Source organism: Xanthomonas sp. CPBF 426 (genome assembly GCF_903989465.1).
GTDB lineage: Bacteria > Pseudomonadota > Gammaproteobacteria > Xanthomonadales > Xanthomonadaceae > Xanthomonas > Xanthomonas euroxanthea.
In genome coordinates this window covers 3,387,105-3,414,092 of the sequence record NZ_LR861805.1, presented here as the reverse complement: position 1 = coordinate 3,414,092, position 26,988 = coordinate 3,387,105, and the positions used below count along the sequence as shown (strand labels likewise).

Sequence of the window (26,988 nt, the reverse complement as noted above, 5' to 3'; positions counted from 1 at the left end):
AGCACGTACACTGCCGTCCCCTGAAGCCGAGCCCGCCCGATGTCCGATCCGATCCGTCTCGATAAATGCGTGGCCGCGCGGTTTGGCTGCTCGCGTGGAGAGGCGCAGCAGTACATCGAAGGTGGCTGGGTCAGTGTGGACGGGGCCGTGGTCGAAGAGCCGCAAGCCTTGGCGACCGCGGCGCAGGTGACGCTGGCGGAAAACGCCGTGCTCGAACCTGCCGAGCCTGCCACGCTGCTGCTGCACAAACCGGCAGGCATGTGCGCCGAGGCGGCGCTGGCACTGGCCACCGTGGAAACGCGCAGCGCCCTGGACCAGCTCGAGATGCGTGTGCTCAAGCGGCACTTCCTGCGTCTGCAGGCGCCGCTGCCGTTGGAGGAAGCGGCGAGCGGTTTGCTGGTACTGAGCCAGGATGGCCGCGTCCTGCGCAGGCTCAGCGCCGACGCCACCTCCATCGAACAGGAATTCCTGGTGGAGGTGCGCGGGGAGCTGCGCCCATATGGCATGGCGCGGCTTGCGCATGGCTTGGTGTATCAGCAGCGCAGCCTGTCGCCGTGCAAGGTGAGCTGGCAGAACGAGGAGCGTCTGCGCTTTGCGATCAAGCACGTGCAACCCGGCCAGCTGCGTTACATGTGCGGTGAGGTCGGGCTGGAGGTGGTCAGCATCCGGCGCCTGCGCGTGGGCCGCGTGTCGCTGGGCAAGCTGGCCATCGGCCAATGGCGCTATCTGCCGACAGGCGAGCGTTTCTGACGGGCAGCACGTGTTGGATGCGCGTGGCTGCCATGCGGCGGCATGCCGCTGCTGCCGACATGTATGCAGCAAGCATTGCGTAACCGCACCATGGCGGTGTCACTGCCCGGCGCTGTTATTCAGGCCATTGCGGCATTGATGCGCTGTCAGGCCCGCACGTAAACGTAGCGACCGTGCCGGGCAATAGCGACGCGCGTCGGCCGAATCTTGCGCGCTCGGCAATGCACTGCGATTGCGCGGTGAGCGCAAGCTGCGTTGCGCATCCCGATGCCGGGGTCGCCTGGTTCGTGGCTTACTTCTTGTTGCGTTTTTTCTTGGCGCGCGTCACCAGCCAGAACACAACGGCAATCACGCCGACGACCAGAATGATGAAGGCCGGTGACAGAAACGAATTGTCGCCCATGGGGATTTCCTGAAATCTTCGCAGCCGAGTGCTGCACTGACGTCAGCCTAGCGAGCGGCCTGCTTGATGGCGTGAAATACGCTGCAGCGGCCGCGCGCAACCGCGCCGCGTCGCCTGGCCCCGCAAGCGCGCGACGGCTGCAAGCGCGTTCGCGTGTACCTGCGTGCCGACACAGCGGCTGCAATACAGGCGCGACCGAGCACGTGTTCGCCTGCCGGCGGCAAGCTGACAGGCTGCAGCCGGAAGCGCAGGAACAGCAGCGACCAGCCACCTGCTAGGGAGAGGCTGGCAACCAATGCATCCGACGGCGTCGCGCAAGCTCTGCCAAGGCGGATATCGGCACGGATCCAGCTGCAGGTTCGGGAATCTCGTAACGTCCGCTGGAGCGCAGGCGCAGTGGTCGCATGCCTATCAGATGGTTCGACGGCGCACTCGAGCGAGCCGCTGTGCGTGCGCACGACTGACTTCTTCGTCTGAAAGGCGCGCGCATCCACGCTGGTGGACGACCAACCACGACCCAGGCGCGTCACGCGATGCCGGCGATGTTCCGGCGGGGGGCGTGCTCAGCGCCTCGCGAGTTGAACGGCCCAACAGGCCTCGCGTCCGGTGGCTGCAGTTTAAATGGGGCGTGCGGCACGTAAATCGGGACTGCGCCGACAGCGTGTCGGGTCATCCCCGACGATCGTCAAGCCGTCGGGCTGCGCTCGTCCCCGAGCGCAGCCATGTCAGGTCAGGGGAAGGTTGCGCTGCAGCGGAAGCCGGCGCAGTCGATCTGCACCGTACTGCCGCCACTGCAGGCGGCGGTGAAACGCGTGGCGCTGTGTGCCTGCACCGTGCCGCAATTCAGGCCGCTGCTGATGCCCTGGGCGCGTGTGCTGGCCGATTCGGTGGACATCGCCGGGCCTGCGGGCGCAACCGTGGCTGCGGCCTTGCTGGCCGGTGCTGCTGTGCCTGCCTGCACAGGCGGGGCGACCTCGCCTGCCAGCGGCAGCGTGACGGCTTCGCCGGGTCCACTTTCGGTGCCGGAGGCGGTTGCCGCGACGTGTGCGTTGTCGCCCTGTAACGGCTGGCCGCGGTCCTCGCGGTGGCGGTCGAAGCTCAGCGTCTGTCCGAATACCAGCTGGATCCAGCTCGGGTAGGTGTAGCCGGTGCCCTTGCTGTGATCGACAATGGCGCCGATCGCGCCGCCGATCAGGATGTTGCCCCAGATCCCGATGTTGGCGCGCGAGATGGAGCGACCGGCGGCATTGCGCTGACCGGGCAGCACGCAGCTGACTTCCAGGTCGCGCGAGGACCGGCGTACCTGCACGGTCTGCCCGGACTTCAGGGTGAAGCGTCCCTTGTCGTTGCTGAGGGCGCAGTCGGCGCCAGCGATGAGGTGCCCATCGGCGGTCTTGGTATCCACTCGGATGGGCTGGGTCGCGTCGTTCATGACCGTCGCGCAACCGCTCAACGCAGCCATGGCCATGGCTGCGGTCACTAGGTGTTTCATGTTGTCCCCTGGCGTAAGGCATGGTCGGGCCAGGCGGGCATGGCGCCGCGTCCCTGGCACAACCGTGTCGTGATCAATCCCCGTTGCCGACGCATCGCGTCGGCCGCCACTTCATACCGGGATTGTGGGTCGCCGTCCAGTCGCGACCCTCTACGTCAGGCGACCGGAGTGGGAAGTATCCGGTGCTTGGCCATCACGCTGCGGATCGCGCTCAGCAATTGCTCGGGGGTATAGGGTTTCTCGAGGAAGGCCACGCCGTCCGGCAGGATCTCTTCCACATACTCCACCGCCAGCCCGGAGGTGAGCAGCACGGGCAGGTTGTAGGGGGCGTGCGCAGTCTTGAGCGCCAGATCCACGCCGGTCAGGCCACCCGGAAAATGGATGTCGGAAAACAGCACATCGACGCGCGGGTCGCTTTCGATCAGGGCCAGGGCCTCTTCGACCGAGCCGGCGCTGCGGCAGGTAAAACCATAGCTTTCCAGCACAAGGCAGCTGAGTTGTCGGGTGCCATCGCCGTCTTCGACGACGAATACAACTGGCCGTTCCTTGTTCTGTGACATGAGCACGTCTCGTAAGGCAGGCCACATTCTCAGCGATGCGGCAGTGAACCCTCTGTCAACGCAGACGGAGCCGTACGGTTACCAGCCGAACGGGCCAGGACCATAGCCGCCGGGGCCGTAGCGCGGCCCGAACAGCGGGCCTTCGCCGCGCCCGACACTGATGCTGACGCCGATCTGATGCGCTTTGCCGTCATCGTCGTAATAGGTCTTGCAGGAGTTCAGGTTGACCGCCTGCCAGTTGCTGTTGCCGCCGCGGTTGGAGTAGCCCATGCCGGTTTCGACCGCGCCATGCAGCTTGCCCTGGCATTGTTCGGCGCGTTCGGCCGCAAGCGAGGCCGCGCTGGGGCGGGTCAGCGCGGGCTTGGGGCCGCTCTTGTCGCCGTAGAAGGTGCCCGGCGGGTCGGTGCTGTACGCGGGGTCGGAGCGGTACTGCACCGGGGCTTGCGGAACGCTCAGGTCCAGCGACTGCGCCGCCCCCGGCTCGGCGCTGCGCTCGCCGGCCTGGGCGAGCGCGCTGCCGGCGGCAAACAGAGTGGCCAGGAGAAGCAGGCTGCGTTTCATCGGATGGACTCTACCAAGAGGGACTGACAGCGCGTGCCAGATCGCCTTGTGAAACTAGCAACGGCTGATTGAATGCGCGCTGTCGATTGCGCGGATTTTTATGCCGGCCCGTCACCGCGATGGCACACGCTGCTGCATCAGCCCTGCTCGCGCACGATCTCGATCAGCTGCGCCCCATAGCGGGCGAGTTTGCCGCCGCCGATACCGCCGACACGCGAGAGTGCGTCGATGCTGGTGGGCCGCTGTTCGGCGATATTGCGCAGCGTGCTGTCGTGGAAGATCACGAAGGCCGGCACGTTCTGCTCCTTGGCCAGCTCCGCGCGCAGGCCGCGCAGGGCGTTGAACAGCACCAGGTCCTGCGGCTGCACCGGCAGGCCGGTGCGTTGCGCGCTGCGCTCGCGCCCGGCAGCCGGGTTCTCGCGGCGCATCATCACCTGGCGCTCGCCCTTGAGCACCTGGCGGCTGGCGTCGGTCAGGCGCAGGCCACCATGGCCCTCGCTGTCGACCTCCAGCAGGCTGGCCGCCACCAGCTGGCGGAACACCCCGCGCCAGGTGCGCTCGTCCAGGTCGCGGCCGATGCCGTAGGTGCTCAGCTGGTCGTGGCCGAGCTGCTTGATGCGCTCGTTCTCGCTGCCGCGCAGGATGTCGATCAGGTGGCCGACACCGAAGCGTTGCCCGCTGCGGTACACGCAGCTGAGCGCCTTCTGCGAGGCCACCGTGGCGTCCCACGCGGCGGCGGGCGTCAGGCAGTTGTCGCAGTTGCCACAGGGCTTGGGATAGGTCTCGCCGAAGCCGGCCAGCAACACCTGGCGGCGGCATTGCATCGATTCGCAGTAGCCGAGCAGGTGATCGAGCTTGGCGCGCTCCAGCCGCTTGCGCTCCTCGGCTGCTTCGCCCTGTTCGATCATCTGCTTGAGCAGCACCACATCGCCCAGGCCGTAGCAGAGCCAGGCCTCGGCCGGGTCGCCATCGCGGCCGGCGCGGCCGGTTTCCTGGTAATAGCCTTCCAGCGACTTGGGCAGATCCACATGCGCCACGAAGCGCACGTCGGGCTTGTCGATGCCCATGCCGAAGGCGATCGTGGCGGCCATGATGATGCCGTCCTCGCGCAGGAAGCGGCGCTGGTTTTCCGCACGCACCTCGGCCGGCAGGCCGGCGTGGTAGGGCAGGGCGTTGAAGCCTTGCGAGCACAGATACTGCGCGGTCTCTTCGACCTTGCGCCGCGACATCGCATAGACGATGCCGGCCGAGCCGCGGTGACGGCCCAGGAACTCCTGCAGCTGCTTGCGCGCGTTGTCCTTCTGCACCACGGTGTAGCGGATATTGGGGCGGTCGAAGGAGCTGACGAAGTGGCGCGCGTCGACCAGATCCAGGCGTTCGGCGATCTCGCGCTGGGTCGGCGGGTCGGCGGTGGCGGTCAAGGCCATGCGCGGGATATGCGGCCAGCGTTCGTGCAAGACGGTGAGCTGGCGGTACTCGGGGCGGAAGTCGTGGCCCCATTGCGAAACGCAATGCGCCTCGTCGATGGCAAACAGCGCGATGCGGCTGCGTTCCAGCAGGGACAGGAAGCGCTGGGTCAGCAGGCGCTCCGGCGCGACGTAGAGCAGGTCAAGGTCGCCGGACAGCAACGCACGTTCGACCCGCTGGGCGTTTTCCGCGTCCAGCGTGGAATTGAGGAATTCGGCGCGCACGCCGAGCTGGCGCAAGGCCTCGACCTGGTCCTGCATCAGTGCGATCAGCGGCGAGACCACAATGCCGATACCGTCGCGCAGCAGCGCCGGCACCTGGTAGCACAGCGACTTGCCGCCGCCGGTGGGCATCAGCACCAGGGCATCGTTGCCTGCCGCGACGTGTTCGACAATGGCTTGCTGTGGGCCGCGGAAGTCGTCGTAACCGAAGACGCGGCTGAGCAGTTCGTGGGCGGGGGAAGACATCGGCCTAGGATACCGCGCGGGTCAAGCCCTGGCCGGTGTCAGGCGGGCGGTGTTGCGCGACGGTGCGTCGGGGATTGCCGCGATGTGAATGCCGGGGGACATGTTTCGCGACGCGGAGAGGGCCGCAACCCGCCGAGTCAGGGCGCGCCGAAGGCGCGGGGTGTGGCCGGCGATGGAGCAGGGGCCCAAGGTTCCGGCGCAGCGAAACCTTGGGCACACCCGCAGGGGCGAGGCCCAGGGGTTACTGCAGCAGCGAGCGCAGCATCCAGGCGTACTTCTCGTGGGTCTGCAGGCGCTGGGTCAGCAGGTCCACGGTCGGGTCGTCGCCGGCGTCGTCGGCGGTGCCCAGCACCTTGCGCGCGGTGCGGCAGACCGCTTCGTTGCCGCTGACCAGCTGGCGCACCATTTCACGCCAGTCGGCACTGTCGCTCAGCCCCTGTTCTTCCGGGATCGAGGTCAGGGCGACGAACTCGCTGTAGGAGCCCGGTGCGTTGTAGCCCAGGGCTCGGATGCGCTCGGCCACTTCGTCCAGCGCCGCCCACTGCTCGGTGTACTGGGTCTCGAACATGGTGTGCAGCGAGTTGAACATCGACCCGGTGACATTCCAGTGGAAGTTGTGGGTCTTCAGGTACAGGGTGAAGGCGTCAGCCATGTAGCGGGCCAGACCGTCGGAGATCTGCTTGCGATCACCGTCCTTGATCCCGATATCGATGTGTGGTGCCGATGCTGCGGCGACCGGCAGTGCGTCCAATGCTTCATTGATGACGACGGGCTTGTTGGCGTTCTTTTTCTTGGACATGGGAATGGTCCTCCTGAGGAAACAGATATCGGGTCACAATAGACAGGCTAAAGGATCCGCTGTCATTCAATCTTTCACATTTTTCGATCAATGAGCGCTATCGACACCGACCTTGCCAACACCTTGCGTGAGCGCCGCCGCGCCGTCGATGGCGCGATGAGCCGCGACCGTGGCCGGTTGCTCGGTCTATGGTCGCGCTGGCAGGGCAAGCCCGGCAACCCGCAGGTGCGCGAGGCCTTCGAGCAGGCGCTGGCAGCGTCGCAGGCGCAACGCCAGGCGCGTGCCGAGCAGCAGCCGGCCATCACGTTGGACGAGCAACTGCCGATCGCGCGCGAGGCCGAGCGCATCATCGCGCTGATCCGCGACCATCAGGTCGTCGTCATCGCCGGCGAGACCGGCTCGGGCAAGACCACCCAGCTGCCCAAGCTGTGTCTGGCGGCCGGGCGCGGCGCGGCCGGCATGATCGGCTGCACCCAGCCACGCCGGATCGCCGCGCGGGCGGTGGCCGCGCGCGTGGCCGAGGAGCTGAAGACGCCGCTGGGCACCACGGTGGGTTTCCAGGTGCGCTTTACCGACCGGGTCGGCGAGCAGTCGCGGATCAAGTTCATGACCGACGGCATCCTGCTGGCCGAGATCGCCAGCGACCGCTGGTTGTCGGCCTACGACACCATCATCGTGGACGAGGCGCACGAGCGCAGCCTCAACATCGATTTCCTGCTCGGCTATCTCAAGCAGTTGCTGCACAAGCGCTCCGATCTGAAGTTGATCGTCACCTCGGCCACCATCGACACCGAGCGCTTCGCCCGGCATTTCGACAACGCGCCGGTGATCGACGTGGAAGGCCGGACCTTCCCGGTCGAGGTGCGCTACCGGCCGCTCGAGGGCGAGGCCGACGACGGCGGCGACGGCGAGCGTGGCAATGGCCGCGATGGCGAGCGCACCGTCAACGATGCGATCGTGGCGGCGATCGACGAGATCACCCGCATCGATCCGCGTGGCGACGTGCTGATGTTCCTGCCCGGCGAGCGCGAGATCCGCGATGCGCACCAGGCGCTGGAACGGCGCAAGTACCGCGAAACTGAAGTGGTGCCGCTGTACGCGCGGCTGTCGGCGGCCGACCAGGACCGCGTGTTCAACCCGGGGCCGCGCCGGCGCCTGGTGCTGGCCACCAACGTGGCCGAAACCTCGCTGACGGTGCCGCGCATCCGGTATGTGGTGGATCCGGGCTTTGCGCGGATCAAGCGCTACAGCCCGCGCCAGAAGCTGGACCGCCTGCATATCGAGCCGATCTCGCAGGCCAGCGCCAACCAGCGCATGGGCCGCTGCGGCCGCATTGCCGAAGGCATCTGCTACCGCCTGTATGCCGAAGCGGATTTTGCCGCGCGGCCGGCATTCACCGACCCGGAAATCCGCCGCTCGTCCTTGTCGGGCGTGATCCTGCGCATGCTGCAACTGGGGCTGGGGCGGATCGAGGAGTTCCCGTTCCTGGAAGCGCCGGACGAACGCGCAGTCGCCGACGGCTGGCAGCAGTTGCTGGAGCTGGGCGCGATCGATGCCAATCGGCGCCCCACCGCCATCGGCCGGCAGATGGCGCGCCTGCCGGTGGACGTCAAGCTGGCGCGCATGCTGGTGGCTGCGCAACAGCACGGCTGCCTGCGCGAGATGATCATCATCGCCGCGTTCCTGGGTATCCAGGATCCGCGCGAGCGCCCGCCCGAAGCACGCGAGGCGGCCGACCACGCGCACGCGCTGTTTGCCGATGCACGCTCTGAATTCGTCGGCATCCTGCGGTTGTGGGAGGCGTACCGACAGGTGCACGAGGACCTCACCCAGTCCAAGTTGCGCGATTGGTGCAACCGGCATTTCCTCGGGTTCCTGCGCATGCGCGAATGGCGTGAGCTGCATCGGCAGCTGCGCCTGTTGTGCGAAGAGCTGGGGTGGAGCGAGGAGCCGGCCGCTGCGATGTTGGCGCCATTGCTGGCAGGTGCCAGCGCGCCTGCGCGCGAGGACGGGCACAACGCCAACCGGCCGACGCGCGGGCAGTTGCATCGCGCTGCGCGGCTGGCGCGTGAAGGCAAGCCGGATCCGAATGCGCCACCTGCGCAAGCCACGTCCGCCGCAGCCGGCAAGCAGGCCGACCTTGCCGAGGCCTCGGCGCGCATCAGCGAGCGCGAACGCGCGGCGGCGTATCAGGCCCTGCATCGTGCGCTGTTGGCCGGCCTGCCCACGCAGATCGGCCATCGCACCGAAAAAGGCGATTTTCTCGCCGCGCGGCAGCGCCGGTTCGTGCCGTTTCCCGGCTCGGCACTGGCACGCAAGCCGCCGCCGTGGATGCTGGCCGCCACGCTGCTGGATACGCAAAAAGTCTGGGGCATGACCAATGCCGCGATCGAGCCGGACTGGGCGATCGCCGAGCTGGGGCATCTGCTGGCACGCAAGCATTTCGACCCGCATTGGTCGCGTGCGCAGGGGCAGGTGGTGGCATCCGAGCAGATCAGCCTGTTCGGCCTGGTGCTGGCGCCGAAAAAGCCGGTCCATTTCGGCAAGATCGATCCGGCCGGCGCACACGACCTGTTCGTGCGCCAGGGCCTGGTCACCGGCGAGATCAATACGCGTGCGGCGTTCATCGCCGACAACCTCAAGGTGCTGGAGCAGGCGCGCGAGGAAGAAGCCAAGCTGCGCCGGGCCGGCATCGTCGCCGACGAAGACTGGCAGGCGCGCTGGTACCTGGATCGCATCCCGGCCGAGCTGCACTCGGCCAGCGGGCTGGATGCATGGTGGAAGACCTTGCCGCCGGACAAGCGCCGCAGCCTGCACTGGACGTTGAACGACCTGTTGCCCGGCGAAGGCAGCGAGGCCGACCGGTTTCCCAAGTATTTCCCGCTGGGCGATGCGCGGCTGCCCTTGCATTACCGCTTCGAGCCGGGCGCCATCGATGACGGGGTGACGCTGGATGTGCCGCTGCACCTGCTCAATGCGCTGGATCCGGCGCGGCTGTCGTGGCTGGCGCCGGGCTTCGTTGCCGACAAGGCATCGGCCTTGATCCGCAGCCTGCCCAAGGCGCAACGGCGCAACTATGTGCCGGCGCCGGATTTCGGGCGCGCGTTCTACGAGGCCTACAGCATTGCCTCGGCCGACGCTATCCGTGGCGAGCTGGCGCGCTTCCTGACCAAGGCCACCGGCACGCAGGTGGCGGCGCTGGATTTCGACGAAGAGTCGCTGGACACGCATCTGCTGATGAACCTGCGCCTGCGCGATGACGACGGCAAGGTACTGGCCGAGTCACGCGACCTGGACGGATTGCGCGCACGCTTTGGCGAGCGTGCCGGCCAGGCCTTCGCCGCACGTGCGGGGCGCGCGCTGGCGGCCGAGGGCTTGCGCGATTTTCCGTCCACGCCGATTCCCGAGCAGGTGGCCGGCGAGGCCGGCGTGCCGGCGTATCCGGCGCTGGTGGACCAGGGCGAAGACGCGGCGCTGCGCATTTTCGCCGACCGCAACGAAGCGGCGCAGGCGCATCCGCGCGGCGTGCGCCGGCTGCTGGAAATCGCGCTGGCCGACAAGATCAAGCAGGCGCGCAAGCAATTGCCGGTGTCGCCCAAGACCGGCCTGCTGTACGCGGCGATCGAATCGCAGGAGCGGCTGCGCGGCGATCTGGTCGATGCCGCGCTCAACGCGGTGCTGGCCGATGGCCTGGGCGCGATACGCGACCCCGGTGCCTTTGCGCAGCGCCGCGACGAGGCCGGCAAGCGCCTGTTCGGCGAGGCGATGGAACGGCTGACGCTGGCCGAAAGCATCCTTGGCGCCGTGGCCGAACTCAAGCCGCTGCTGGAGGCGCCGTTGATGGGCTGGGCGCGCGGCAACCTGGACGATATGGAGCAACAGCTGCGCGCGCTGGTGCATGCCGGCTTCCTGCGCGAAACACCGGCCGAGGCACTGGCCAGTTATCCGCGCTATCTCAAGGCGATGATCCTGCGGACCGAGCGTGCCAAACGCGATCCGGCCCGCGACCAGGCGCGCATGCTCGAACTCAAGCCGTTCGTGGATGCATTGGACCAGGCGGCCGCGCGTGGGTTGCAGCAACGCGATGAATGGCAGTCGCTACGCTGGGACCTGGAGGAATTGCGTGTGTCGGTCTTTGCGCAGGAGCTGGGCGCCAGGTCGGGCGTATCGGCGAAGAAGTTGTCGCAGCGGGTGGCGGCGTTGCGCAGTTGAGTGGTGCTGGATGCACTGGTGACGACGGCTTGCCGTCCTCACCGGCGCGCTGCATCAGCGCAGGTCCTGCCATCAACGGGTTGCTCATGCCGCGCGCTGCGCTTGAAGCCACTAACGAAACATAGCGGCCAGTGGTCGGCTGGGCGTGGACGGCGCGCCCGGAACCGGCCTGCACGAGGTGTACGTGCCGATTCTGAGCACGGGCCGCGCCCGCATGGCGGTGAGCGCAGCCGTTTTGCCAGCCGCTGCTAGAACTTCATGTGCAGGCTCGCCATATAGCGGCGCCCGCTTCTGTAGCGACCGGCCAGGTGGTCGGTGTCGCCGAGATACTGCAGGTATTGCTCGTCCAGCAGGTTCTGCGCGTCGATCTGCAACGACCAGTTCGGACTGAACGCATAGCCGATGCTCGCGCCGAGTTCGGCATAGTCGTCCACGCTTGCCGGCGCGGCGCCGGCCACGTAACCGCCGGCCAGGTAGCTGTCGCGCCAGTTGTAGGTCAGCCGCGCGTTGAGCGGGCCCTTTTCGTAGTACGGGCTGACTGCCACGCTGTTGCGCGACTGGTAGGGCAGCGCGTCGCCGGTGTTGTTCTGCCCATTGGCGTAGGTGTAGTTGGCGGTCAGGCCAAAGCCGCTGTCGCCGAACGGCTGCTGGAATGCGATGTTGAAGCCCTTGACCTTGCCATCGCCGGCGTTGCGTGGCCGCTGGATGCTGTAATCGCAGTAGCCATCGGCGGTGCAACCGTTGCTGCCGAGCAACTGCGCCCAGCTTTGCGGCGCGGTATCGCGTAGCGCGTTGTACTGGCGTTCCACGCTGGCGCTGGTATCGATGTAGTTGTCGATCTTCTTGTAGAACAGCGACCACGCCACCACCGACTGCTGGGCAAAGTAATACTCGGCCGACAGGTTGAAGTTCCAGGATTCGTACGGAGACAGCTCGGCATTGCCGCCGCTGCCGGTCAACGTGGTGTCGTTGAGGAAGGTGTTGTTGACCATCTGGTTGTACGGCGCCCAGGCGATCACCTTGGCCGCGGCAAACCGGAACACCCAATCGTCGGCGGCCTCGTAGGCCAGCGTGAGCGAGGGCAGCAGGAAATCCTCCTTGCGCGTGCGGGTCTGCCACAGGCTGTCGGCGTTCTGCAGGGTGGGCGTGCCGCTGTAGACGAAGCCGCTGCCCTCGGTTTTCGAATCGACATAACGCAGCCCGAGATTGCCGCGCAGGCCGCCGCCGGAGAAATTCAGCTGGGCATAGGCGGCGTTGTTGGTCTGCTGCAGCGCCCAGGTGTTGTTGAGGTAGCTGGCCGGGTCTGGCGCGCCGTAGTCGACCGGGCTGTTGCGGATCCAGTCCAGCACGTTGTTGCGGCCTGCCTGCACATGCCGGCCGTGGTCGGGATGGAACTCCTGCAGGTCGGTGAGCCCGATGGTGCCCACATCGGCCAGCGTGCCCGGCGTCACGCCGCCATAGACGTTGAGCTCGAAGCGCTCCTCGTGCTTGCCATGACGCACGCCCAGCAGCAGTTGATTGAACACGCTGTCGAACTGCAGATTCAGGTCGAGCTGGCCGTAGGTGTCCTTGCTTTCGGTGGAAAAGATGCCGTTATTGCCGAACCAGCCGCCGGCCGAGCCCCAGTTGGCCGGATCGCGCGCGCGCGCCGGGTCGTCGAAGCGGATGCCGCGCCGCGTGTCCCAGCTGAAGCCGCCGTTGTAGAACGGCTCGATGAAGTACTGCGACAGGTCCTTGTTCTCGGATCTGCTTTGGCCCAGCTGCCCATTCACTCCCCAGCCATCACCGCGGAATGCGCCGCGCAGGTCCAGGCCCTTGGTGGTGACTTCCGATTCGCGCACGTTGTTGTCGTAGATCACGGTGCCGCCGAGCGGGTCGGCATTGGCACCGGAATGCCCGCTGGTCACCACGCCGTTGCGCAGGCCGCCGAGTTGATCCACTGCCGCCACGGTGCCGGCATTCCAGGTCAGGAAGCTGTACATCGACTGGTTGTAGTTGTCGAAGTTCTCGTTGATGTACAGGCCGCTGAGGTTGAATTCCAAGGCCTCGCTGGGCTTGAGCTGCAGGTTGACCACGGCGCTGTCGCGCTCGCGATCCTGCTGGAACCAGGCCGCGTTGATCGAGTTGGGCACGTCCGCATCGGCGGGCACGCCGGCTGCGGCATTGGCAAATGTGCTGGCCGGCGCATAGCCGAACACTTCCATGCCGCGGCGATCGACGCGCTCTTCGTAATGCTGCGCCGATACCGCGATGCCAAAGGTGTCGGCCGCGTTTTTCCAGCTATACAGCAGCGCGGCATTCGGTTTTCCTTCGCTGGCCTGTGCGCTGTAGCTGTAGCCGATGGATGCGGCCACCTCGTTGACGTCCAGGTCCAGCGGTTGCCGGGTGTGCATCAACACGGTGCCGCCCAGGCTGCCTTCGGTCAGGCGCGCTTCGGAGGATTTAAGGATTTCCGCGCGGCCCAGGATCTGCGGCGCCAGCAAGGTGTAGTCGAATCCGCGGCTGGGTTGCTCGCCGTAGAGCCAGATCGCCTGTGCCACCGGGTGGCCGTCCAGGAAGGACAGATTGAGGCTTGGGTCGGTGCCGTCGATGCTGACGCGCTCGCCCTGGCCAAAGCGCCGGTCCAGGGTGACGCCGGGAATCTGCGACAGCGCCTCGGCCACGTTGGTGCTTGGAAACTTGCCGATGTCTTCGGCGGTGATCGCTTCGGAAATGCCGGCGTTGTTGCGTTTGGTGTCGAGCGACTTTTCCAGGCTGGCACGGATGCCGACCACCTGCACGGCGTCCAGGTCGGTGGCCTGGCGGTCGAGCGCGTCCTGGGCTTGCGCAGCGAATGCCAGCGACAACGCGATCGCGCTGGACAGCAGGGTGATGCTGTATTTCATGATGTCTCTCCTCATCACGCACAGGGAAGGACGGCGGGCTGCTGCTCGCCGGATGCGGGGTCTTGCAGACGCGCGCTCGGGACCGAGCGCGTGGTGGATCGCTTACGACAGGTCAGCGTGCTGTTGCAGATACCAGTTGGCCGCGCCAAGCACGCCCAGTTGCCCGTGCTCGACCAGCTTGACCGGGATGCGTTCGAGCACCGCGCGCATGCGGCCCTTGGCCAGAAAACGTTCGCGGAAAGCGCTGTTCTGCAGGAACGGCCCGATCGTCGGCAAGAAGCCGCCGGCCAGATAGATGCCGCCGGCCGCGCCGTAGGCCAGCGCCATGTCGCCGACCGCGCTACCCAGCACGGCGCAGAAGATCTGCAGGCACTCGCGTGCCAGCGCATCGTCTTCGTGCAGCGCGGCATGCGTGATCGCGGCCGGCAGCCGATGGCGCGGGGTGGCGCCATGCAGTTCGCACGCGGCGTTGTACAGGTGCAGCAGGCCGGGCCCGGACAGCACATGTTCGAGTGGCAGATAGCGCTCGCCACGCAGCAGGATCCGCAGCACCTGCAGTTCCATCTCGTCGTTGCTGGCCAGGGCGACCTGGCCGGCTTCGGTGGCGAGCACGATCGCCCGCGGCCTGGCATCGATCCAGACCGCCGCACCCAGCCCGGTGCCGGGGCCGACCACCAGGATCGGGCCGGTGGCGCGCGCATGCCGCGGGGTCGGCCCGCTCAGTTGCAGCGCGGCGCGTTGCTCCATCAAAGGGGCGGCGTAGGCCACCGCTTCGAAATCGTTGACCAGGTGCACGCGGGGCACGGCGAGCGCGGCACGCATGCGGCCAGGCGAAATCGTCCACGGCAGGTTGTTGCTGATGAAGCTGCCATCGTCCAGTGCGACCCCGGCACTGGCGATCACCACGGCTTCGACGTCGCGTCGTTGCTGAAGGAAGTCGGCAAGGATGGCGTCCAGACTGGCGTGTTCGGCGCAGCGGTAGGTGCGGTAATGCGCCAGCTCGGCTGCAGCGTTGTCCGCCTGCGCGATGTGGCCGACCCGCACATGCGTACCACCGACGTCGGCCGCGATGAAGCCGGTGGCAACCGGTGCGGTGGGCAGGCCGGTAGCGAGAGCAGAACGCGAAGTCGCAGCCACGTGCAGTCCTTTGGGTTCGTCCGGTCGGCCAATGCGATCGGCGAGTAGCGGCCTGTGTAGAAGTTGGTGACAACGATGTCAATGGTTCAGTCGGGTTGGATCGATCTTGTTGGCAGGCTCAAGTGCAGGATCGCCCGATTCAGCGCTGTCTGCGCGGAGGTGATTGCGCAGTGCGGAAGGCGCGCATCGGCCACTGCTGGCCTGCGACGGTGGCGCTTGTCGCCATCCGGGGACTGGACCATCGTGACATCGACATCGACATCGACATCGACATCGACATTCGATACCGACAGCCTGGTTGTCAGCTGTCGGCGGAGTCGCCCAGTCGGCGCGCGGCTGCCGTAGAGGCAGCGCCCGGCAAGGTGCTGCAGGCCGCGCCGTCGGTGGGTGGTGCCTGCGTCGGGTACTGCTGCTTGCCGAGCACATAGGTCTGGCTGGTGGCGACGAAGCCGTCCGCGTAGGTGGCCTCGACGAAGTACGCGCTCCAGCCGGCTTCGGGCATCCGTACCGGTACCGACACGGTGTTGCCGCGTGCCGGCGTGATCGGCGTGGCGCTGTAGCGAATGCCGCAGGCATGGCGGAAGTCGCGCGCCACCGGGTTGCTCGCCTGCCACAGGCGCAACTGCACAGGGCGCTCGGAGGAGTGGAAGCGGAGCTGCGGGTGTTCGCCTGCGCGCAGCGAATCGCGCACCTTTGGCAGCGCGCGTTGCTGCTGCAGCCGGGTCACGAAGGGCACCAGGCTGTCGACGATGAAGGCGCGGATGCCGTTATGCGCGCTGTTGGGCACCATGCGCAGCGCCTTGCTGCCGGGCAGCGCGTTGTAGAAGAACTGCGTGTTGTCCGGCAGGAAAAAATCGTCGCCACTGGCATTGACGATGTACTTGGGCACGGCCAGGCGTTTGCGCTGCGGCGTGTGCAGATAATGCAGCGGGTCCTGCAGTTGCACCAGTTGCGCAAAGGCCGGCGTGTGCAGCTGCGAGGTGATGCCCTGCCTGGCGTAGGCATTGAATGCGATCGGCCAGTTGCCGCCATAGCTCCGGTACATGTGCTCGAGCACTGCCGGCATGTTGAGGATGTCGATCACCAGCGGCACCACGGCCTCCACGCGCGCGTCGGCGATGGTGGCATGCCAGCTCGCCCAGCCACGCTTGGAGGCGCCGGCGAGGATGAAGCGATGAATCTGCAACGGCGCCAACTCGCGTTCGGCCAGGCTCATGGTGCGCGCGATGGCGGCGGCCATCGGCACATGCAGCGGCAGGGTCTTGCGTTGCTGCGGCGATGCCAGGAACAGCGACCAGCTGTAGGCGACGCTGTCGTCCTCGCGGCGCGGCGTGCCGTCGTTGCGATAGGTCAGCGCCTGGCTGGGGATATCGCCGAGCGCGATCACCACGGTGCGGCTGCGCTTTGCCAGCGCCGCCAGGGCCTCGGGCGACAATTCGCTGGGCGGCTGCGGCGCGCCGCCATCGGCTGGATGACGGGTGCCATTGGTGGAGAGCAACAGTGCACGCGTCGGCAGCGCATCCGTGGGGACATAGATCGCGACATCGTGTTGCCAGCTGGCCGGCTGCACCAGGGCCTCGGGCGACCATTGCTGCGAGGTCAGCAGGTAATCGCGCCGCTCGACGCCGGCCACCGTGCTGGTGGCCACACGCCGGTAGACCAGCGGCTGGCGTTCGATGGCATCGTGATAGCACACCAGCGCCTGGTCGATGCCGACCTCGGGCGCGTCGGCGCACTGCTGCGCTGACAGGGCGGCTGCAGTGGCCGCGCCTGCAGGCGCAGCACCTGCGAACCAGCCCAGCGACGCCAGCAACACCAGGCTGCAACGTGTCATCGACCGCATGCATGTTCTCCCAGTGGCGTGGGTGCGCCAGTCCCGCTGGCGGGCTGCGCGGTGCCCGGTTGGGCTTACTTGATCCGGCGGACCTTGGCCTGGGTGTTGTAGCCCTCGATCTGCAGATACCACACGCCGACCAGACCCGGCTTGATCTTGACCTTGGGCGCGGTCTTGCGCACGCCCGACAACGTGGCGGCGTCGGTCTGCTCCCAGTCCTGGCCATTGGCGAGCGTGTAGACGCGCCCGGTCGAAAAACCCTTGAACTCGCCAACGATGTTGCTCTCGATCGGCTCCTTGCTGCCGAAATCGAAGAAGCCGCGGTTCTTGACGATCACTTCCTGGCGGCCGGCTTCCTTGGCCTGTTCGACCACGACCGCAGCTTCCTTGGCGACCTTGCCCTGCAGCCAGTCGTTGAGCGCGGCCAGTTCGCCGGCATCGAGCTTGTCCAGGCCGGCGGCCTTGAACTGTTCGGCGCTCATCTGCGACTGCAGGTCGCCCTGCACCGCGCGCTGTGCCAGGGCCGGGGTGGCGTTCAGGGCAAGGGTCAGGCAGACCAGCAAGGGAATGCGGCGCGCGAGCGACATGGAAGCCATCCAGAAGACGAAGAGGCCGCTAGTGTAGACGCTGGAGCGCAGCGTGCAGCCTGAGACCACAGGTGCTGATGTGTGCGGGACAGCCCCGAGCCGCCTCGCACAGCGTGGAGACACCACCAGGGTGTGGGGCGCTCCGCCACCGGCGACGTAAGGTCTACGCGGGCACTTTCGCACGCTCGGGACGGCGGTAAACAAACTCCGGTGCCGGCGCTGCAGCTTCGCGTTCGGCGGTGGCGCGCACCTCGGCATGCCGCGGCGAGCGTTCGCAGACCGGGTCCAGCGTGGCGGCATCGCCACTGAGCGCCAGCGCCTGGCAGCGGCAGCCGCCCCAGTCGATCTCGCGCTTGGGGCAGCCCTGGCAGACCTCGGGCATCCACGCGGTGCCGCGGAAGCGCACGAAGGCCTCGCCGTTGTTCCAGATGTCGGCCAGCGAACGCTCGCGCAGGTTGTCAAAGCGCATGCCGTCGATGGTTTCGGCTGCGTGGCAGGGCAGCACGTCGCCGCGCGGGGAGATGTTGACGAAGCGCTGGCCCCAGCCGCCCATGCACGGCTTGGGCTGGCGGGCGTAGTAATCGGGGGTGACGAAGTCGATCGCCAGGCGGTCGCCGAGCTCGCGGCGGGCGGTTTCCACCGCATCAATCGTGGCCATCAGCTGCGCGCGGCTGGGCATCAGCGCGGCGCGATTGCGCAGGCCCCAGCCGTAGTACTGGGTGTGCGCCACTTCGATGCGTTCGGCCTGCCACTCCAGCGCCAGCGCGATCATGCCGGGCACGCGCTCGGCGTTATGGCGATGCAAGACCGCATTGAGCGTCAGCGGCAGGCCGCGCGCACGTACGGCGGCGGCAAACGCGCGCTTCTTCGCCAGGCTGTTGCGATAGCCGGCGATACGGTCGGCACCGGCCGGGTCGACATCCTGCACGCTCAGCTGCACATGCTCCAGTCCGGCCGCCTGCAGCTGGTCCAGCATCGGCTCGCCGCCGGCTACGCCGGAGGTGATCAGGTTGCTGTACAGCCCGAGCGCGCGTGCGTGCGCCACCAGCTCGGGCAAGTCCTTGCGCAGCATCGGTTCGCCACCGGAAAAATGCGCCTGCAGCACGCCCATGTCGGCAGCCTGCTGCAGCAGCGAGCGCCAGCCGGCAGTATCCATTTCCTCGCGCAGCGCCGCCAATGCGATCGGGTTGGAGCAATACGGGCAGGCCAACGGGCAGCGATGGGTCAGCTCCAGCAGCACCGACAGGGGTGGCGGGGCGATGGTCATAGCCGCAGCAGACGCTTTTGATGCAGCGTGTTGGTGAGTTCGATCACATCGACTTCGATATCGGCCGCGTCGGCGTCGAATTCGCCCGCCAGTTCCTGCGCGATCTGCGCCAGCGAGCGCGCACCGTCGTAGCGCTGCGCCACCACCAGTGCGATCTCGTCCAGCTCGACCACCCGTTCCGGCGCCAGCAGCACCCATTGGTCGCGCGCGCGGTCGTGCTGCAGGCGCACGCCTGCGCGCAGGGCCGGCTGGCTGTCGCGGGTGATGCTGCTCACGCCGCTGCCCGGCTGGCGTCGCGGTCGGGCACGAATGCATCCGGCCACACGATGCCCGGGGCGACGTAGGCCACGTGCAATGCGTCCAGCTGCGCCCACAGCACCGAGCACTTGAAGTGCAGCGCGGCCTTGACCAGCTCCTGTTTCTCGACGGTATCGGCGTGCTGCTTGACGTAGTCCAGCGCAAAATCCGAATCGCGTGGCGCCTCGGTCAGGCGATGCTCGAAATAGGCCAGCGCTTCGGGCGAAACGAAGTCGTAATGCTTGAGCATGCCGGCCACGCGCCGGCCGATGATGTTGGGAGCGAACAGCTCGGTCAGCGAGGAGGCGATTGCCTCGAGCAGGCTTTTTTCGCGCACGAACTGCAGATAGGCCTGCACCGCGAACCGGGTGCCGGGCAGCAGCGCACGGCCGGATTCCACCAGCGTGCGGTCCAGGCCGAGCGCGTCGGTCAGGTGCAGCCAACGGGCAATGCCGCCATCGCCGGGGCTGTTGCCGTCGTGATCGAGGATGCGTTGTCGCCAGATCCGCCGCAACGCCGGGTCCTCCATGCGCGCCAGGATCGCGGCGTCCTTCAATGGAATGCAGCGCTGGTATTCGAAGCGGTTCAGCGCCCAGGCCTGGACCTGGCCGCGATCGAGCTTGCCCTCGTGCAGCAGCGCGTGGAAAGGATGCTGGTCGTGATACAGGCGGGCGCCGATGGCGCGCAGGTCCGCCTCCAGCTGGTCCGGGGTGAGCAGGGTGGTCACAGGGTGATCTCCAGGCCGTCGTAGGCGACGTCCCAGCCGCTGGCACGCGCACTGGCGTACTCCGGCGAGTGGATGTCGAGCACGGGATTGGTGGTGTTGAGATGGATGAAGATCTTGCGCGCCACCTCCAGCGGGGCAAACGCGGCAATGGTGCCGTCGGGGCCGTCGATGCTCATGTGGCCCATGCGCTGGCCGGTCTTCTGGCTGATGCCCAGTTGCACCATCTCGTCGTCGCGCCACAGCGTGCCGTCGAAAAACACCAGCTCGGCGCCTTGCAGGCGCACGCGCAAGGCATCGGTCATCGCCGCGCAGCCGGGGATGTAGTGCACGCGGTGCTGGCCATCGTCGATGGTCAGCCCGAGGGTTTCTTCATTGGAGCCGGCCAGGTCGCCGCCGCTGCGCGATTCCATGAACAACGGCACCTTGCCGGGCACCGAGAAGGGCGTCAGCTGCAGGCCCAGCAGCGATAGTGGCGTCTCCAGCGCAAACGGCTGGCGCTGCACGTAAGCCGGATTGACTGCATCGAAGATGGGGTTCTGCGACAGCAGGTCCAGCACGCGGCGGCTGGCATGCAGCGAGAACGCCTGGCTCTCGCGCATCGACAGCAGCCCGGCGATATGGTCGATCTCGCCGCTGGTCAGCAACACCGCTTCGATCGGTGAATGCCGCAGACCGCGTTGCGGCCAGAGCGCGGGCGTTGCGAGGAGTTGTTGACGGAAATCGGGTGAGGCGTTGATCAGGACCCAACGTTGGCCATCGGCGCTGACGGCGATGCTGGCCTGGGTACGACGTTGGGCACCGTCGGCTTGTTGCCATGCCCGCCGGCTGGCGGGTGTGTGGCAATTCCACTGCGGGTGCCCACCGCCGGCCGCCGATCCCAGAACGATGATGCGCATGGAGAACTGTTACCTATCTGCCGGCAATCGCCGGTCATGCATCGGGAGGAAGGGCGGCAGGTGCGCTCAGAATTCGCCGGAGACGTAGCAGTTGATCTCGGCGCCACAGTTGACTTCACGAACGACAGGCTTCTTCCAGGTCTTCATCGGCTACCTCGCAGTTGGTTGGAATGACGTGGCCGCGGCAGGACGCAGCGGCAACGCCAATGGAGGATAGGCAGGCGGTCTGGGCGAGTTGTAAAAAGCATGTAAAAAGCCGATTGACCGTGCTGATCGGCTTGCGGCGCTGCAGCAATCCCGGCCCGCAGCGGTTGCGAATCAAGACCTTGGCGGGTGAACCGACCATAAGCGCAGGCGCGTGCCGTTGCGCCGACCACGGCGCACTGCGCGTTGTGGAGAAGGTGACGCGCACGTTACCGTAGCTGTCAGCCCCTTGTTGTTGCCGATCGCCGTGTCCACCGCTGTGACCAGTTCCTCTTTCGAGCGCCTGCATGCCTTGCTGCAGCGTCCTGCCCTCGCATCGATCGCGCCAGACCTGCGTGACGCGCTGGCGCAGGCCTGGCAGCAGCTGCCAGCGCCGAGCGAGGACGTGCCCTGGGCGCTGCTCGCCGACACGCTGGACGCGTTGGGGTTGCTGGCGGCCGACGAGGCGACCCTGATTGCGGCACTGTTGTTCGACCTGCCGGCGCTACGCGGCGCGATCGCCGGCCTGCCGTGGCAACCGGCCGAGCGCCGTGTGGCGGTGGAAGGACTGCTGGACGGGCTGGATGCGGCCGACCAGGTCTGGGCCCTGCACGCCGGTCGCGAGGCCGGGCGCAACAGCGAAGGCCTGCGGCGGCTGTTGCTGTCCATCATCCACGACCTGCGGGTGGTGCCGATCCTGCTGGCACGGCAGTTGGCGCGCATGCGCGTGGCCGACCGCCTGAGCGAAGAGCAGCGCCGTGCACTGGCCCAGCTCACCCGTGACATCCATGCGCCGCTGGCCAACCGGCTGGGCATCTGGCAGGTGAAATGGGAGCTGGAGGACCTGGCGTTCCGGCACCTGGAGCCGGACACCTACCGCCGCATCGCCCGCGAAGTGGACGAAACCCGCGTGGCGCGCGAGCGCTATCTGGATGCGGTCAAGCGCACCTTGTCGACGACGCTGGCGCAGCAGGGCCTGCGCGCGGACGTGAGCGGGCGGCCGAAGCACATCTACAGCATCTGGCGGAAAATGCAGAAAAAGCGGCTGTCCTTCGACCAGCTGTACGACATCCGCGCGGTCCGGGTGATGGTCGACGACGTGGCCGCCTGCTATGCCGCCCTGGGGGCGGTGCACTCGCTGTGGGCACCGGTGCCGAGCGAGTTCGACGATTACATCGCCCGGCCCAAGGCCAACGACTACCGCTCGCTGCATACCGCGGTGGTCGGCCCGGAAGGGCGCACCATCGAAGTCCAGATCCGCACCCACGAGATGCACGCGCAGGCCGAGCTTGGCGTGGCCGCGCACTGGAAATACAAGGAAGGCGGCAAGGGCGGCGAAAAAGCCTTCGACCGCAAGATCCTGTGGATGCGCCAGTTGCTGGAGCAGGTGCAGGAAGGCGACCACGGCGAACTGGCCGGTGCGCTGGACGCCGAGCTGATCGAAGACCGCGTGTATGCACTGACCCCCAAGGGCGAGGTCATCGACCTGCCGCAAGGCGCCACGCCGCTGGATTTCGCCTATCACGTGCACACCATGGTCGGGCATCGCTGCCGCGGCGCGCGCGTCAACGACCGCATCGTGCCGCTGACCTACCGGCTGCGCAGCGGCGACCGGGTGGAGATCATGACCGCCAAGGAGGCCGACCCACGCCGCGACTGGTTGCTGGCGTCCAATGGCTTTCTGGCCAGCGGGCGCTCGCGCGACAAGGTGCGCGCGTGGTTCCACAAGCTCGACCGCGCGCGCAACGTACAGGCCGGCAAGGACCTGCTCGATCGCGAGCTCAAGCGGCTGGGCCTGCAGCATGCCGACCTGGGCGTGGCCACGCGCAAGTTCCACGCCGAGAATGTCGACGATCTGTACATCCAGGTGGCGCTGGGCGATACCGGGCCCAACCAGGTCAGCCGCGCCCTGCTGGAGGCCGAACGGGCCGCCTCGCAGCCCGCGGTCCCGGCGCCACCGCGGCCCACCGCGCGCCGCGAGGGCTTGGGTAAATCCAAGTTCACCGTGCAGGGCGTGGGCAATCTGCTGGTGCAGCTGGCGCGCTGCTGCCAGCCGGTGGCGGGCGAGCCGATCGCCGGCTATCTGACCCGCGGCCGCGGCATCACCGTGCACCGCACCGATTGCGCGGCACTGTCGCGTCTGGCCGCGGCGCATCCGCAGCGGGTGTTACCGGTGGAGTGGGGCCAGGCCGGCAGCGGCTACGAGGTGGATGTACAGGTGCGCGCGGTCGACCGCCGCTGGCTGCTCAAGGACATCACCAACCTGATCGCGCAAGAGGACGCGCACGTGCTGGAAATCAACAGCGACAACGTGCGCGACACCGGCAGGGCGCAACTGCGCCTGCGCCTGAAGGTCAGCGACTACGACCAGCTGTCCAGCTTGCTTGGCAAGCTGGACGCGCTGCCCGGCGTCAACGAGGTGCGGCGACTCGGTTGAGTGCGCCGTCGCTCGCCGGCGCCAATCGCTTTGGAACAGACCGCACCCACAGCAAGCGAGGTGTGCCTGCCTGACGATTCCCGATTCCCGATTCCCGATTCCCGATTCCCCCAAGCCCACATCGTCTTCGCAGCAGACAGCTACCATGACCCGGTGAACGCGTCCCCCTCAGGTCGCGCCAAGGACGGACGCCACCGCATGTTCCCGCTTCCGCGCTGGGCCCGATCGCCCCGCCTCTGGGCGCCATTGCGCAGCCGCGCGCTATGGCGCGTGGTGCTGGTGCTGTGCGCCTGCCTGTTGCTGGCCACGGTCGTGCTGCGCAAGCCGCTGGCCGATTGGCTATGGCCGGACACGCGCATCCAGCAACTGCTGCAGCGCGGCGATGCGGCGCTGTCACGCGGCCACCTCAGTGCGGCCGACGGCAACGGCGCGCGTGAATTGTTCGCGGCCGCGCTTGCCCTGGACAGCGACCGTGGCGAGGCCCGCGCCGGCCTGGCGCGCACCGGTGCCGCCGCCGTGGTGCAGGCACGTGCGGCGGTCGCAGCCGGGGACGCCGCCGCTGCACAACGTGCGTTGACGCTGGCGAACGCGCTGGAGGTGCCGCAGGCGCAGACCGCCCCGGTCGCGCTGCGCCTGCGCGCGCTGCAGGCGCGTCGGGCCGGCCTGGATGCCTTGTTCGCCCAGGCGGTGTCCGCGCAACAACAAGGGCGCCTGGATGGCAGCCCGGACAGCGCGCTGCCGTTGTACCAGCGCATCCTGACCCTGGCGCCGGACCGTACCGATGCGCTGGAAGGGCGCGAGGACGCATTGACCGATCTGCTGGCGCAGGCCCGCCACGCCCTGACGCGCGATGCGCTCGGCGATGCGGCGCTGTTGCTGGCCGCCGCCAAGCGCTATGACCCCGGGCATGCCGATGTCCCGCTGACCGAGGGCCACTACCACCGCGTGCTGGAACAGCGCCGTCAGCGCGCCGAGGGCCTGTTGCGGCGTGGTCGCCTGGCACCGGCCGCACGCGATTTCAACGCAGTGCTGGCGGCCGAGCCGGAGGATGCGGCCGCCCGGCGTGGGCTTGAGCGGGTGGCCGGCGAATATGCCGCGCAAGCCGGCCGGCAGGCGGCGGACTTCCAGTTCGACGCGGCGCTGAAGTCGCTGCAGGAAGCGAAAGCCTTGCTGCAGGGCGCTGCGTCGATCGCCCAGGCCGAGCAGGCCATTGCGCGTGCACGCGATGCACAGCGCAGCCCCGAAACCGGGTTGTCGCGCGGTACCCGCGAGCGCCGCCTGCGCGCGCTGCTGCAGCGGGTCACGGATGCCGAAGCGCGACAGCAGTGGATGACGCCTCCCGGCGCCAGTGCCTACGACGCGGTGCGTGCGGCGCAGGCGCTGGCACCGCGCGATCCACGCGTGCTGCTGGCCGCCGCTCGTGTGGTGCCGGCCAGTCAGCGCTGCTTCGAGGACGAGCTGCGCAACAACCGCCTGCGTGCCGCGCGCGGCTGTCTGGATGCCTGGCAGGCGCTGATGCCCGGTGACGATGCGCTGGCCGGCGCGCGTCGCCGGCTTGCGCAGCGCTGGGTCGCGGTGGGCAGCGAACGCCTGGGACAGGAGGACGCTGCCTTCGCACGGCGCGCGCAGGACGAGGCGCACCAGCTGGATCCGGAGCTGCCGGAATTGGCCGAGTTCACACGCCGGGTCAAGGCGGTGGCGGAGCAGCGCTGACGCCGCGGCGGCCTGCGGCGGCGCCCTGCACGCCCTGCCCGACCCCCCGGCGGGCACTCACCCGGCAATAAACAGCTCGCGCACCGTGCCGCGTGCCGCGTCCAGCGAAAAATGCCGGGCCACGTTATGCAAGCCGTTGTCGGCCAGGCGCTGCCACAGCGCCGCATCGCGATACAGGCGCACGATTGCATCGGCGAACGCGTCGGCGTCGTCGGCCACGCAGACGTCCTGGCCGTCGCGCAGATGCATGCCTTCCACCGCGCAGGTGGTGCCGACCACCGGCTGCCCATGCGCCATGCTCAGATTGATCTTGCCCTTGACGCCGGCGCCGAAGCGCAGCGGCGCCACCGCGATGCGTGCGGTCTCCATGAACGGCAGCAGATCCGGCACATGCCCGTGCAATTGCACGCCGGGGCATTCGTCGGCCAGCAGTCTCAATGCCTCCGGCATGTCCGCGCCGATGCAATGGAAGATCACCTCCGGCAGCTGCGCGCGCACCTGCGGAAAGATCGCGCTGATGAACCACTGCACCGCATCCACATTCGGGGAATGCCGGAAGCCGCCGACGAACACCAGGTCGCGGCGTTGCTCGAAGCGGTGACCGCTGCCGGCCACCTCATGCAGATTGGAGAGCAGGGCGGTGCGGATCTGCGGTGCGTCCGCCTGCAGTTGCGCCTGTTCGGCCGCCGAGACCAGCAGCGTGACGTCGGTGGCGGCCATGATCTCCAGTTCGCGCCGGCGGGTGCGTTCTGCCGCGCGCAACAGGTTGGCATCGCCGGCCAGCTCGGCCCCGCGGCGCTCGCGCAGGTAATGCAGGTCGACGGTGTCGAACAGCGTGCGCGCCTGCGGGGCATAGCGTCTGAGCAGCGGCAGGCAGGCGTGCGCAACGTGGTGACGCACCAGCAGCACCACGGCAAACCGCGCGCCGTGCGTGCGCAGCCAGCTGCCGATGCCCTCGAGAAACGGCGCGTACCAGACTTCCACGCCCAGTTGCTGCAGTGCCTGCGTGTGCCGTCCGGCGTGTTCGCGGCGGGTCGGCACGAACACCACGTGCGCGCCTTCTTCGCACAGCAGGCGGATCAGATTGAACTGCCGCAACGAGCCGGAGTCGCGATCCGGCTGCGGCACGCATTCGTCCAGGATCAGCACCTGGCGCTGACCACGATGCAGCAGCGCAGGTCCGGGAACCGTGCCGACCGGCAACTGCGTTGCCAGCGCCTGCTGCCACTTGTCGGCGAACACGCCTTGATTGCGCACCTGATACGCCTTCACCCCGGTACGGGTGTCGGTGCCATTGCTGGTGCCCTCGTCATGCACCACCACGCTGGCCGGCTGCACCAGCACCCGGTAGCCGGCCGCACGCACCGCAAAGGCCAGGTCGGTGTCCTCGTAGTACGCCGGCATGTAGCGGCGATCCAGCCCGCCCAGCGTCTGCAACAACGCGCGTGGCAACGCGATCGCCGCACCGGAGCAATAGTCCATCGCACGCACATAGGCGTAGCGCGGGTCGTCGGCCGATTCGAAACGGCCATAACTCCACGCGCTGCCATCGGCGAAAACCACGCCGCCGGATTCCTGCAGGCGTCCATCCGGGTACACCAGCTGCGCGCCGACCAGGCCGGCGGTGGGGTGCTGGGCAAAGGTGTCGATCAGCCGATCCAGCCAGCCGGGCTGCGGGATGGTGTCGTTGTTGAGCAGCACCACGTAGTCACCGCGTGCCAGTGCGATGCCGTCGTTGCAGGAGGCAATGAAACCGCCATTGCTGACGCGCCGGTGGTAATGCAGGCCTTGCACCTGCGGCAGCTGCGTCTGCGTGGCATCGCTGCTGCCGTCGTCCACGACGATGATCTCCACCTCCAGCAACGGCGGATGCGCCGCCAGTGCGCGCAGGCACGCCAGCGTGTGGGCGATGTGGTTGTAGACCGGAATCACCAGCGTCACGCGCGGGACGGCGCTGTGCGGAACGGCAAACGCGGCAAATGGCGCAGCGTCCGGCAACCACAACGGCGTGCCGAGCGCCGCCGGCGGCGCCTGCGTATGCACGCGAATGCGCTGCCAGGTGGCGCGCCAGCCGCGCGTGCGCATGCTTGCCACGCTGCGGTGGATCAGCCCGAGCACGCGATTGAACAGATAGCGTGCATCGGCCAGGGACATCGACATTCCGTTGGAACTCCAGACATGGCGTGACGAAGAAAACCCGGCGGGCAGTCGTCGGTGGGCAAGGACCGCGCTAGGCAGGCGCAGGGTACGAAGGGTAACCGCAGATGCAAAGCACGGTCCGTGTCCGCCTGTCGGCAGGCGTCGCAGGTTTTGT

20 protein-coding genes and 1 other RNA gene are annotated in these 26,988 nt (G+C 67.6%); 4 read left to right on the top strand and 17 right to left on the bottom strand.

Going from position 1 to position 26,988, the window contains the following annotated elements; genetic code table 11:
• The first annotated feature begins 39 nt into the window (after nucleotides 1-39).
• Complete coding sequence (locus tag H7A87_RS14555) at nucleotides 40-750, top strand: rRNA pseudouridine synthase (protein WP_119127680.1); 711 nt, start codon at nucleotides 40-42, stop codon at nucleotides 748-750.
• A gap of 1,133 nt (nucleotides 751-1,883) precedes the next feature.
• On the opposite strand, the gene H7A87_RS14550 is transcribed toward H7A87_RS14555, so the two are convergent.
• From H7A87_RS14550 to H7A87_RS14530, 5 genes are all read right to left on the bottom strand, one after another.
• Complete coding sequence (locus H7A87_RS14550) at nucleotides 1,884-2,585, bottom strand: hypothetical protein (RefSeq protein ID WP_232087855.1); 702 nt, start codon at nucleotides 2,583-2,585, stop codon at nucleotides 1,884-1,886.
• A gap of 215 nt (nucleotides 2,586-2,800) precedes the next feature.
• Nucleotides 2,801-3,205, bottom strand: a complete 405-nt coding sequence (locus H7A87_RS14545; protein WP_104584674.1) for a response regulator — start codon at nucleotides 3,203-3,205, stop codon at nucleotides 2,801-2,803.
• A gap of 78 nt (nucleotides 3,206-3,283) precedes the next feature.
• Nucleotides 3,284-3,766, bottom strand: coding sequence for a hypothetical protein (locus H7A87_RS14540; RefSeq protein WP_119127682.1), 483 nt, complete (start codon nucleotides 3,764-3,766; stop codon nucleotides 3,284-3,286).
• A gap of 137 nt (nucleotides 3,767-3,903) precedes the next feature.
• Nucleotides 3,904-5,700, bottom strand: a complete 1,797-nt coding sequence (recQ, locus tag H7A87_RS14535) for a DNA helicase RecQ (RefSeq protein WP_024939934.1) — start codon at nucleotides 5,698-5,700, stop codon at nucleotides 3,904-3,906.
• A gap of 241 nt (nucleotides 5,701-5,941) precedes the next feature.
• Nucleotides 5,942-6,499 carry a Dps family protein gene (locus tag H7A87_RS14530; protein WP_102580821.1) on the bottom strand — a complete coding sequence of 186 codons (558 nt, stop codon included), beginning with the start codon at nucleotides 6,497-6,499 and terminating at the stop codon, nucleotides 5,942-5,944.
• 90 nt (nucleotides 6,500-6,589) lie between these two features.
• Here H7A87_RS14530 and hrpA point away from each other — a divergent pair, with 90 nt between their 5' ends.
• Nucleotides 6,590-10,711 carry an ATP-dependent RNA helicase HrpA gene (gene hrpA / locus H7A87_RS14525; RefSeq protein WP_119127684.1) on the top strand — a complete coding sequence of 1,374 codons (4,122 nt, stop codon included), beginning with the start codon at nucleotides 6,590-6,592 and terminating at the stop codon, nucleotides 10,709-10,711.
• 109 nt (nucleotides 10,712-10,820) lie between these two features.
• Here the strand turns inward: hrpA and H7A87_RS14520 are convergent.
• The 11 genes from H7A87_RS14520 to H7A87_RS14475 form a co-directional block, all read right to left on the bottom strand.
• Nucleotides 10,821-10,897: non-coding RNA, sX9 sRNA (locus H7A87_RS14520), on the bottom strand.
• A gap of 62 nt (nucleotides 10,898-10,959) precedes the next feature.
• Nucleotides 10,960-13,596 carry a TonB-dependent receptor gene (locus H7A87_RS14515; protein WP_119127686.1) on the bottom strand — a complete coding sequence of 879 codons (2,637 nt, stop codon included), beginning with the start codon at nucleotides 13,594-13,596 and terminating at the stop codon, nucleotides 10,960-10,962.
• A gap of 102 nt (nucleotides 13,597-13,698) precedes the next feature.
• On the bottom strand, nucleotides 13,699-14,733 hold the full coding sequence (locus tag H7A87_RS14510; RefSeq protein ID WP_119127688.1) for a glucokinase family protein: 1,035 nt from the start codon (nucleotides 14,731-14,733) through the stop codon (nucleotides 13,699-13,701).
• A 301-nt stretch (nucleotides 14,734-15,034) separates the two neighbouring features.
• Nucleotides 15,035-16,576, bottom strand: coding sequence for a PhoPQ-activated protein PqaA family protein (locus H7A87_RS14505; protein ID WP_119127690.1), 1,542 nt, complete (start codon nucleotides 16,574-16,576; stop codon nucleotides 15,035-15,037).
• A 65-nt stretch (nucleotides 16,577-16,641) separates the two neighbouring features.
• Complete coding sequence (locus H7A87_RS14500; protein ID WP_104584661.1) at nucleotides 16,642-17,154, bottom strand: hypothetical protein; 513 nt, start codon at nucleotides 17,152-17,154, stop codon at nucleotides 16,642-16,644.
• A 163-nt stretch (nucleotides 17,155-17,317) separates the two neighbouring features.
• Nucleotides 17,318-18,421 (bottom strand): pyrroloquinoline quinone biosynthesis protein PqqE, encoded by a 1,104-nt coding sequence (gene pqqE, locus H7A87_RS14495; protein WP_184650167.1) that lies wholly within the window; start codon nucleotides 18,419-18,421, stop codon nucleotides 17,318-17,320.
• Nucleotides 18,418-18,696 (bottom strand): pyrroloquinoline quinone biosynthesis peptide chaperone PqqD, encoded by a 279-nt coding sequence (pqqD, locus tag H7A87_RS20860; protein WP_115677205.1) that lies wholly within the window; start codon nucleotides 18,694-18,696, stop codon nucleotides 18,418-18,420. Before pqqD ends, pqqE begins: the two co-directional genes overlap by 4 nt.
• Nucleotides 18,693-19,445 (bottom strand): pyrroloquinoline-quinone synthase PqqC, encoded by a 753-nt coding sequence (gene pqqC, locus H7A87_RS14490; protein ID WP_119127694.1) that lies wholly within the window; start codon nucleotides 19,443-19,445, stop codon nucleotides 18,693-18,695. The genes pqqD and pqqC overlap by 4 nt, the downstream gene beginning before the upstream one ends.
• On the bottom strand, nucleotides 19,442-20,341 hold the full coding sequence (gene pqqB / locus H7A87_RS14485; RefSeq protein WP_119127696.1) for a pyrroloquinoline quinone biosynthesis protein PqqB: 900 nt from the start codon (nucleotides 20,339-20,341) through the stop codon (nucleotides 19,442-19,444). The genes pqqC and pqqB overlap by 4 nt, the downstream gene beginning before the upstream one ends.
• A 66-nt stretch (nucleotides 20,342-20,407) precedes the next feature.
• Complete coding sequence (gene pqqA / locus H7A87_RS14480) at nucleotides 20,408-20,488, bottom strand: pyrroloquinoline quinone precursor peptide PqqA (RefSeq protein ID WP_002812057.1); 81 nt, start codon at nucleotides 20,486-20,488, stop codon at nucleotides 20,408-20,410.
• On the bottom strand, nucleotides 20,457-20,834 hold the full coding sequence (locus tag H7A87_RS14475; RefSeq protein ID WP_147295459.1) for a hypothetical protein: 378 nt from the start codon (nucleotides 20,832-20,834) through the stop codon (nucleotides 20,457-20,459). The genes pqqA and H7A87_RS14475 overlap by 32 nt, the downstream gene beginning before the upstream one ends.
• Between H7A87_RS14475 and H7A87_RS14470 the strand changes: the two genes are divergently transcribed.
• Nucleotides 20,778-22,961: a bifunctional (p)ppGpp synthetase/guanosine-3',5'-bis(diphosphate) 3'-pyrophosphohydrolase gene (locus H7A87_RS14470; RefSeq protein WP_180497033.1), complete on the top strand. Its 2,184-nt coding sequence runs from the start codon at nucleotides 20,778-20,780 to the stop codon at nucleotides 22,959-22,961. The two genes, H7A87_RS14475 and H7A87_RS14470, sit on opposite strands and share 57 nt — an antisense overlap.
• A 198-nt stretch (nucleotides 22,962-23,159) precedes the next feature.
• Nucleotides 23,160-24,674, top strand: a complete 1,515-nt coding sequence (locus H7A87_RS14465; protein ID WP_180496722.1) for a hypothetical protein — start codon at nucleotides 23,160-23,162, stop codon at nucleotides 24,672-24,674.
• A gap of 57 nt (nucleotides 24,675-24,731) precedes the next feature.
• Here H7A87_RS14465 and H7A87_RS14460 read toward each other — a convergent pair whose 3' ends face one another.
• On the bottom strand, nucleotides 24,732-26,834 hold the full coding sequence (locus H7A87_RS14460) for a glycosyltransferase (RefSeq protein WP_180496720.1): 2,103 nt from the start codon (nucleotides 26,832-26,834) through the stop codon (nucleotides 24,732-24,734).
• Nucleotides 26,835-26,988: the final 154 nt, after the last annotated feature.

What these genes read in the sequence shown, in the direction of transcription:
- H7A87_RS14465 (WP_180496722.1), top strand. Translation starts at nt 23,160, where the DNA reads ATGTTCCCGCTTCCGCGCTGGGCCCGATCGCCCCGCCTCTGGGCGCCA.
- H7A87_RS14460 (WP_180496720.1), bottom strand. Translation starts at nt 26,834, where the DNA reads ATGTCGATGTCCCTGGCCGATGCACGCTATCTGTTCAATCGCGTGCTC.
- H7A87_RS14550 (WP_232087855.1), bottom strand. Translation starts at nt 2,585, where the DNA reads ATGAACGACGCGACCCAGCCCATCCGAGTGGATACCAAGACCGCCGAT.
- recQ (WP_024939934.1), bottom strand. Translation starts at nt 5,700, where the DNA reads ATGTCTTCCCCCGCCCACGAACTGCTCAGCCGCGTCTTCGGTTACGAC.
- pqqA (WP_002812057.1), bottom strand. Translation starts at nt 20,488, where the DNA reads ATGAAGACCTGGAAGAAGCCTGTCGTTCGTGAAGTCAACTGTGGCGCC.
- hrpA (WP_119127684.1), top strand. Translation starts at nt 6,590, where the DNA reads ATGAGCGCTATCGACACCGACCTTGCCAACACCTTGCGTGAGCGCCGC.
- H7A87_RS14540 (WP_119127682.1), bottom strand. Translation starts at nt 3,766, where the DNA reads ATGAAACGCAGCCTGCTTCTCCTGGCCACTCTGTTTGCCGCCGGCAGC.
- H7A87_RS14555 (WP_119127680.1), top strand. Translation starts at nt 40, where the DNA reads ATGTCCGATCCGATCCGTCTCGATAAATGCGTGGCCGCGCGGTTTGGC.
- pqqB (WP_119127696.1), bottom strand. Translation starts at nt 20,341, where the DNA reads ATGCGCATCATCGTTCTGGGATCGGCGGCCGGCGGTGGGCACCCGCAG.
- H7A87_RS14545 (WP_104584674.1), bottom strand. Translation starts at nt 3,205, where the DNA reads ATGTCACAGAACAAGGAACGGCCAGTTGTATTCGTCGTCGAAGACGGC.
- H7A87_RS14500 (WP_104584661.1), bottom strand. Translation starts at nt 17,154, where the DNA reads ATGTCGCTCGCGCGCCGCATTCCCTTGCTGGTCTGCCTGACCCTTGCC.
- H7A87_RS14530 (WP_102580821.1), bottom strand. Translation starts at nt 6,499, where the DNA reads ATGTCCAAGAAAAAGAACGCCAACAAGCCCGTCGTCATCAATGAAGCA.
- H7A87_RS14515 (WP_119127686.1), bottom strand. Translation starts at nt 13,596, where the DNA reads ATGAAATACAGCATCACCCTGCTGTCCAGCGCGATCGCGTTGTCGCTG.
- pqqE (WP_184650167.1), bottom strand. Translation starts at nt 18,421, where the DNA reads ATGACCATCGCCCCGCCACCCCTGTCGGTGCTGCTGGAGCTGACCCAT.
- H7A87_RS14505 (WP_119127690.1), bottom strand. Translation starts at nt 16,576, where the DNA reads ATGCGGTCGATGACACGTTGCAGCCTGGTGTTGCTGGCGTCGCTGGGC.
- H7A87_RS14475 (WP_147295459.1), bottom strand. Translation starts at nt 20,834, where the DNA reads ATGCAGGCGCTCGAAAGAGGAACTGGTCACAGCGGTGGACACGGCGAT.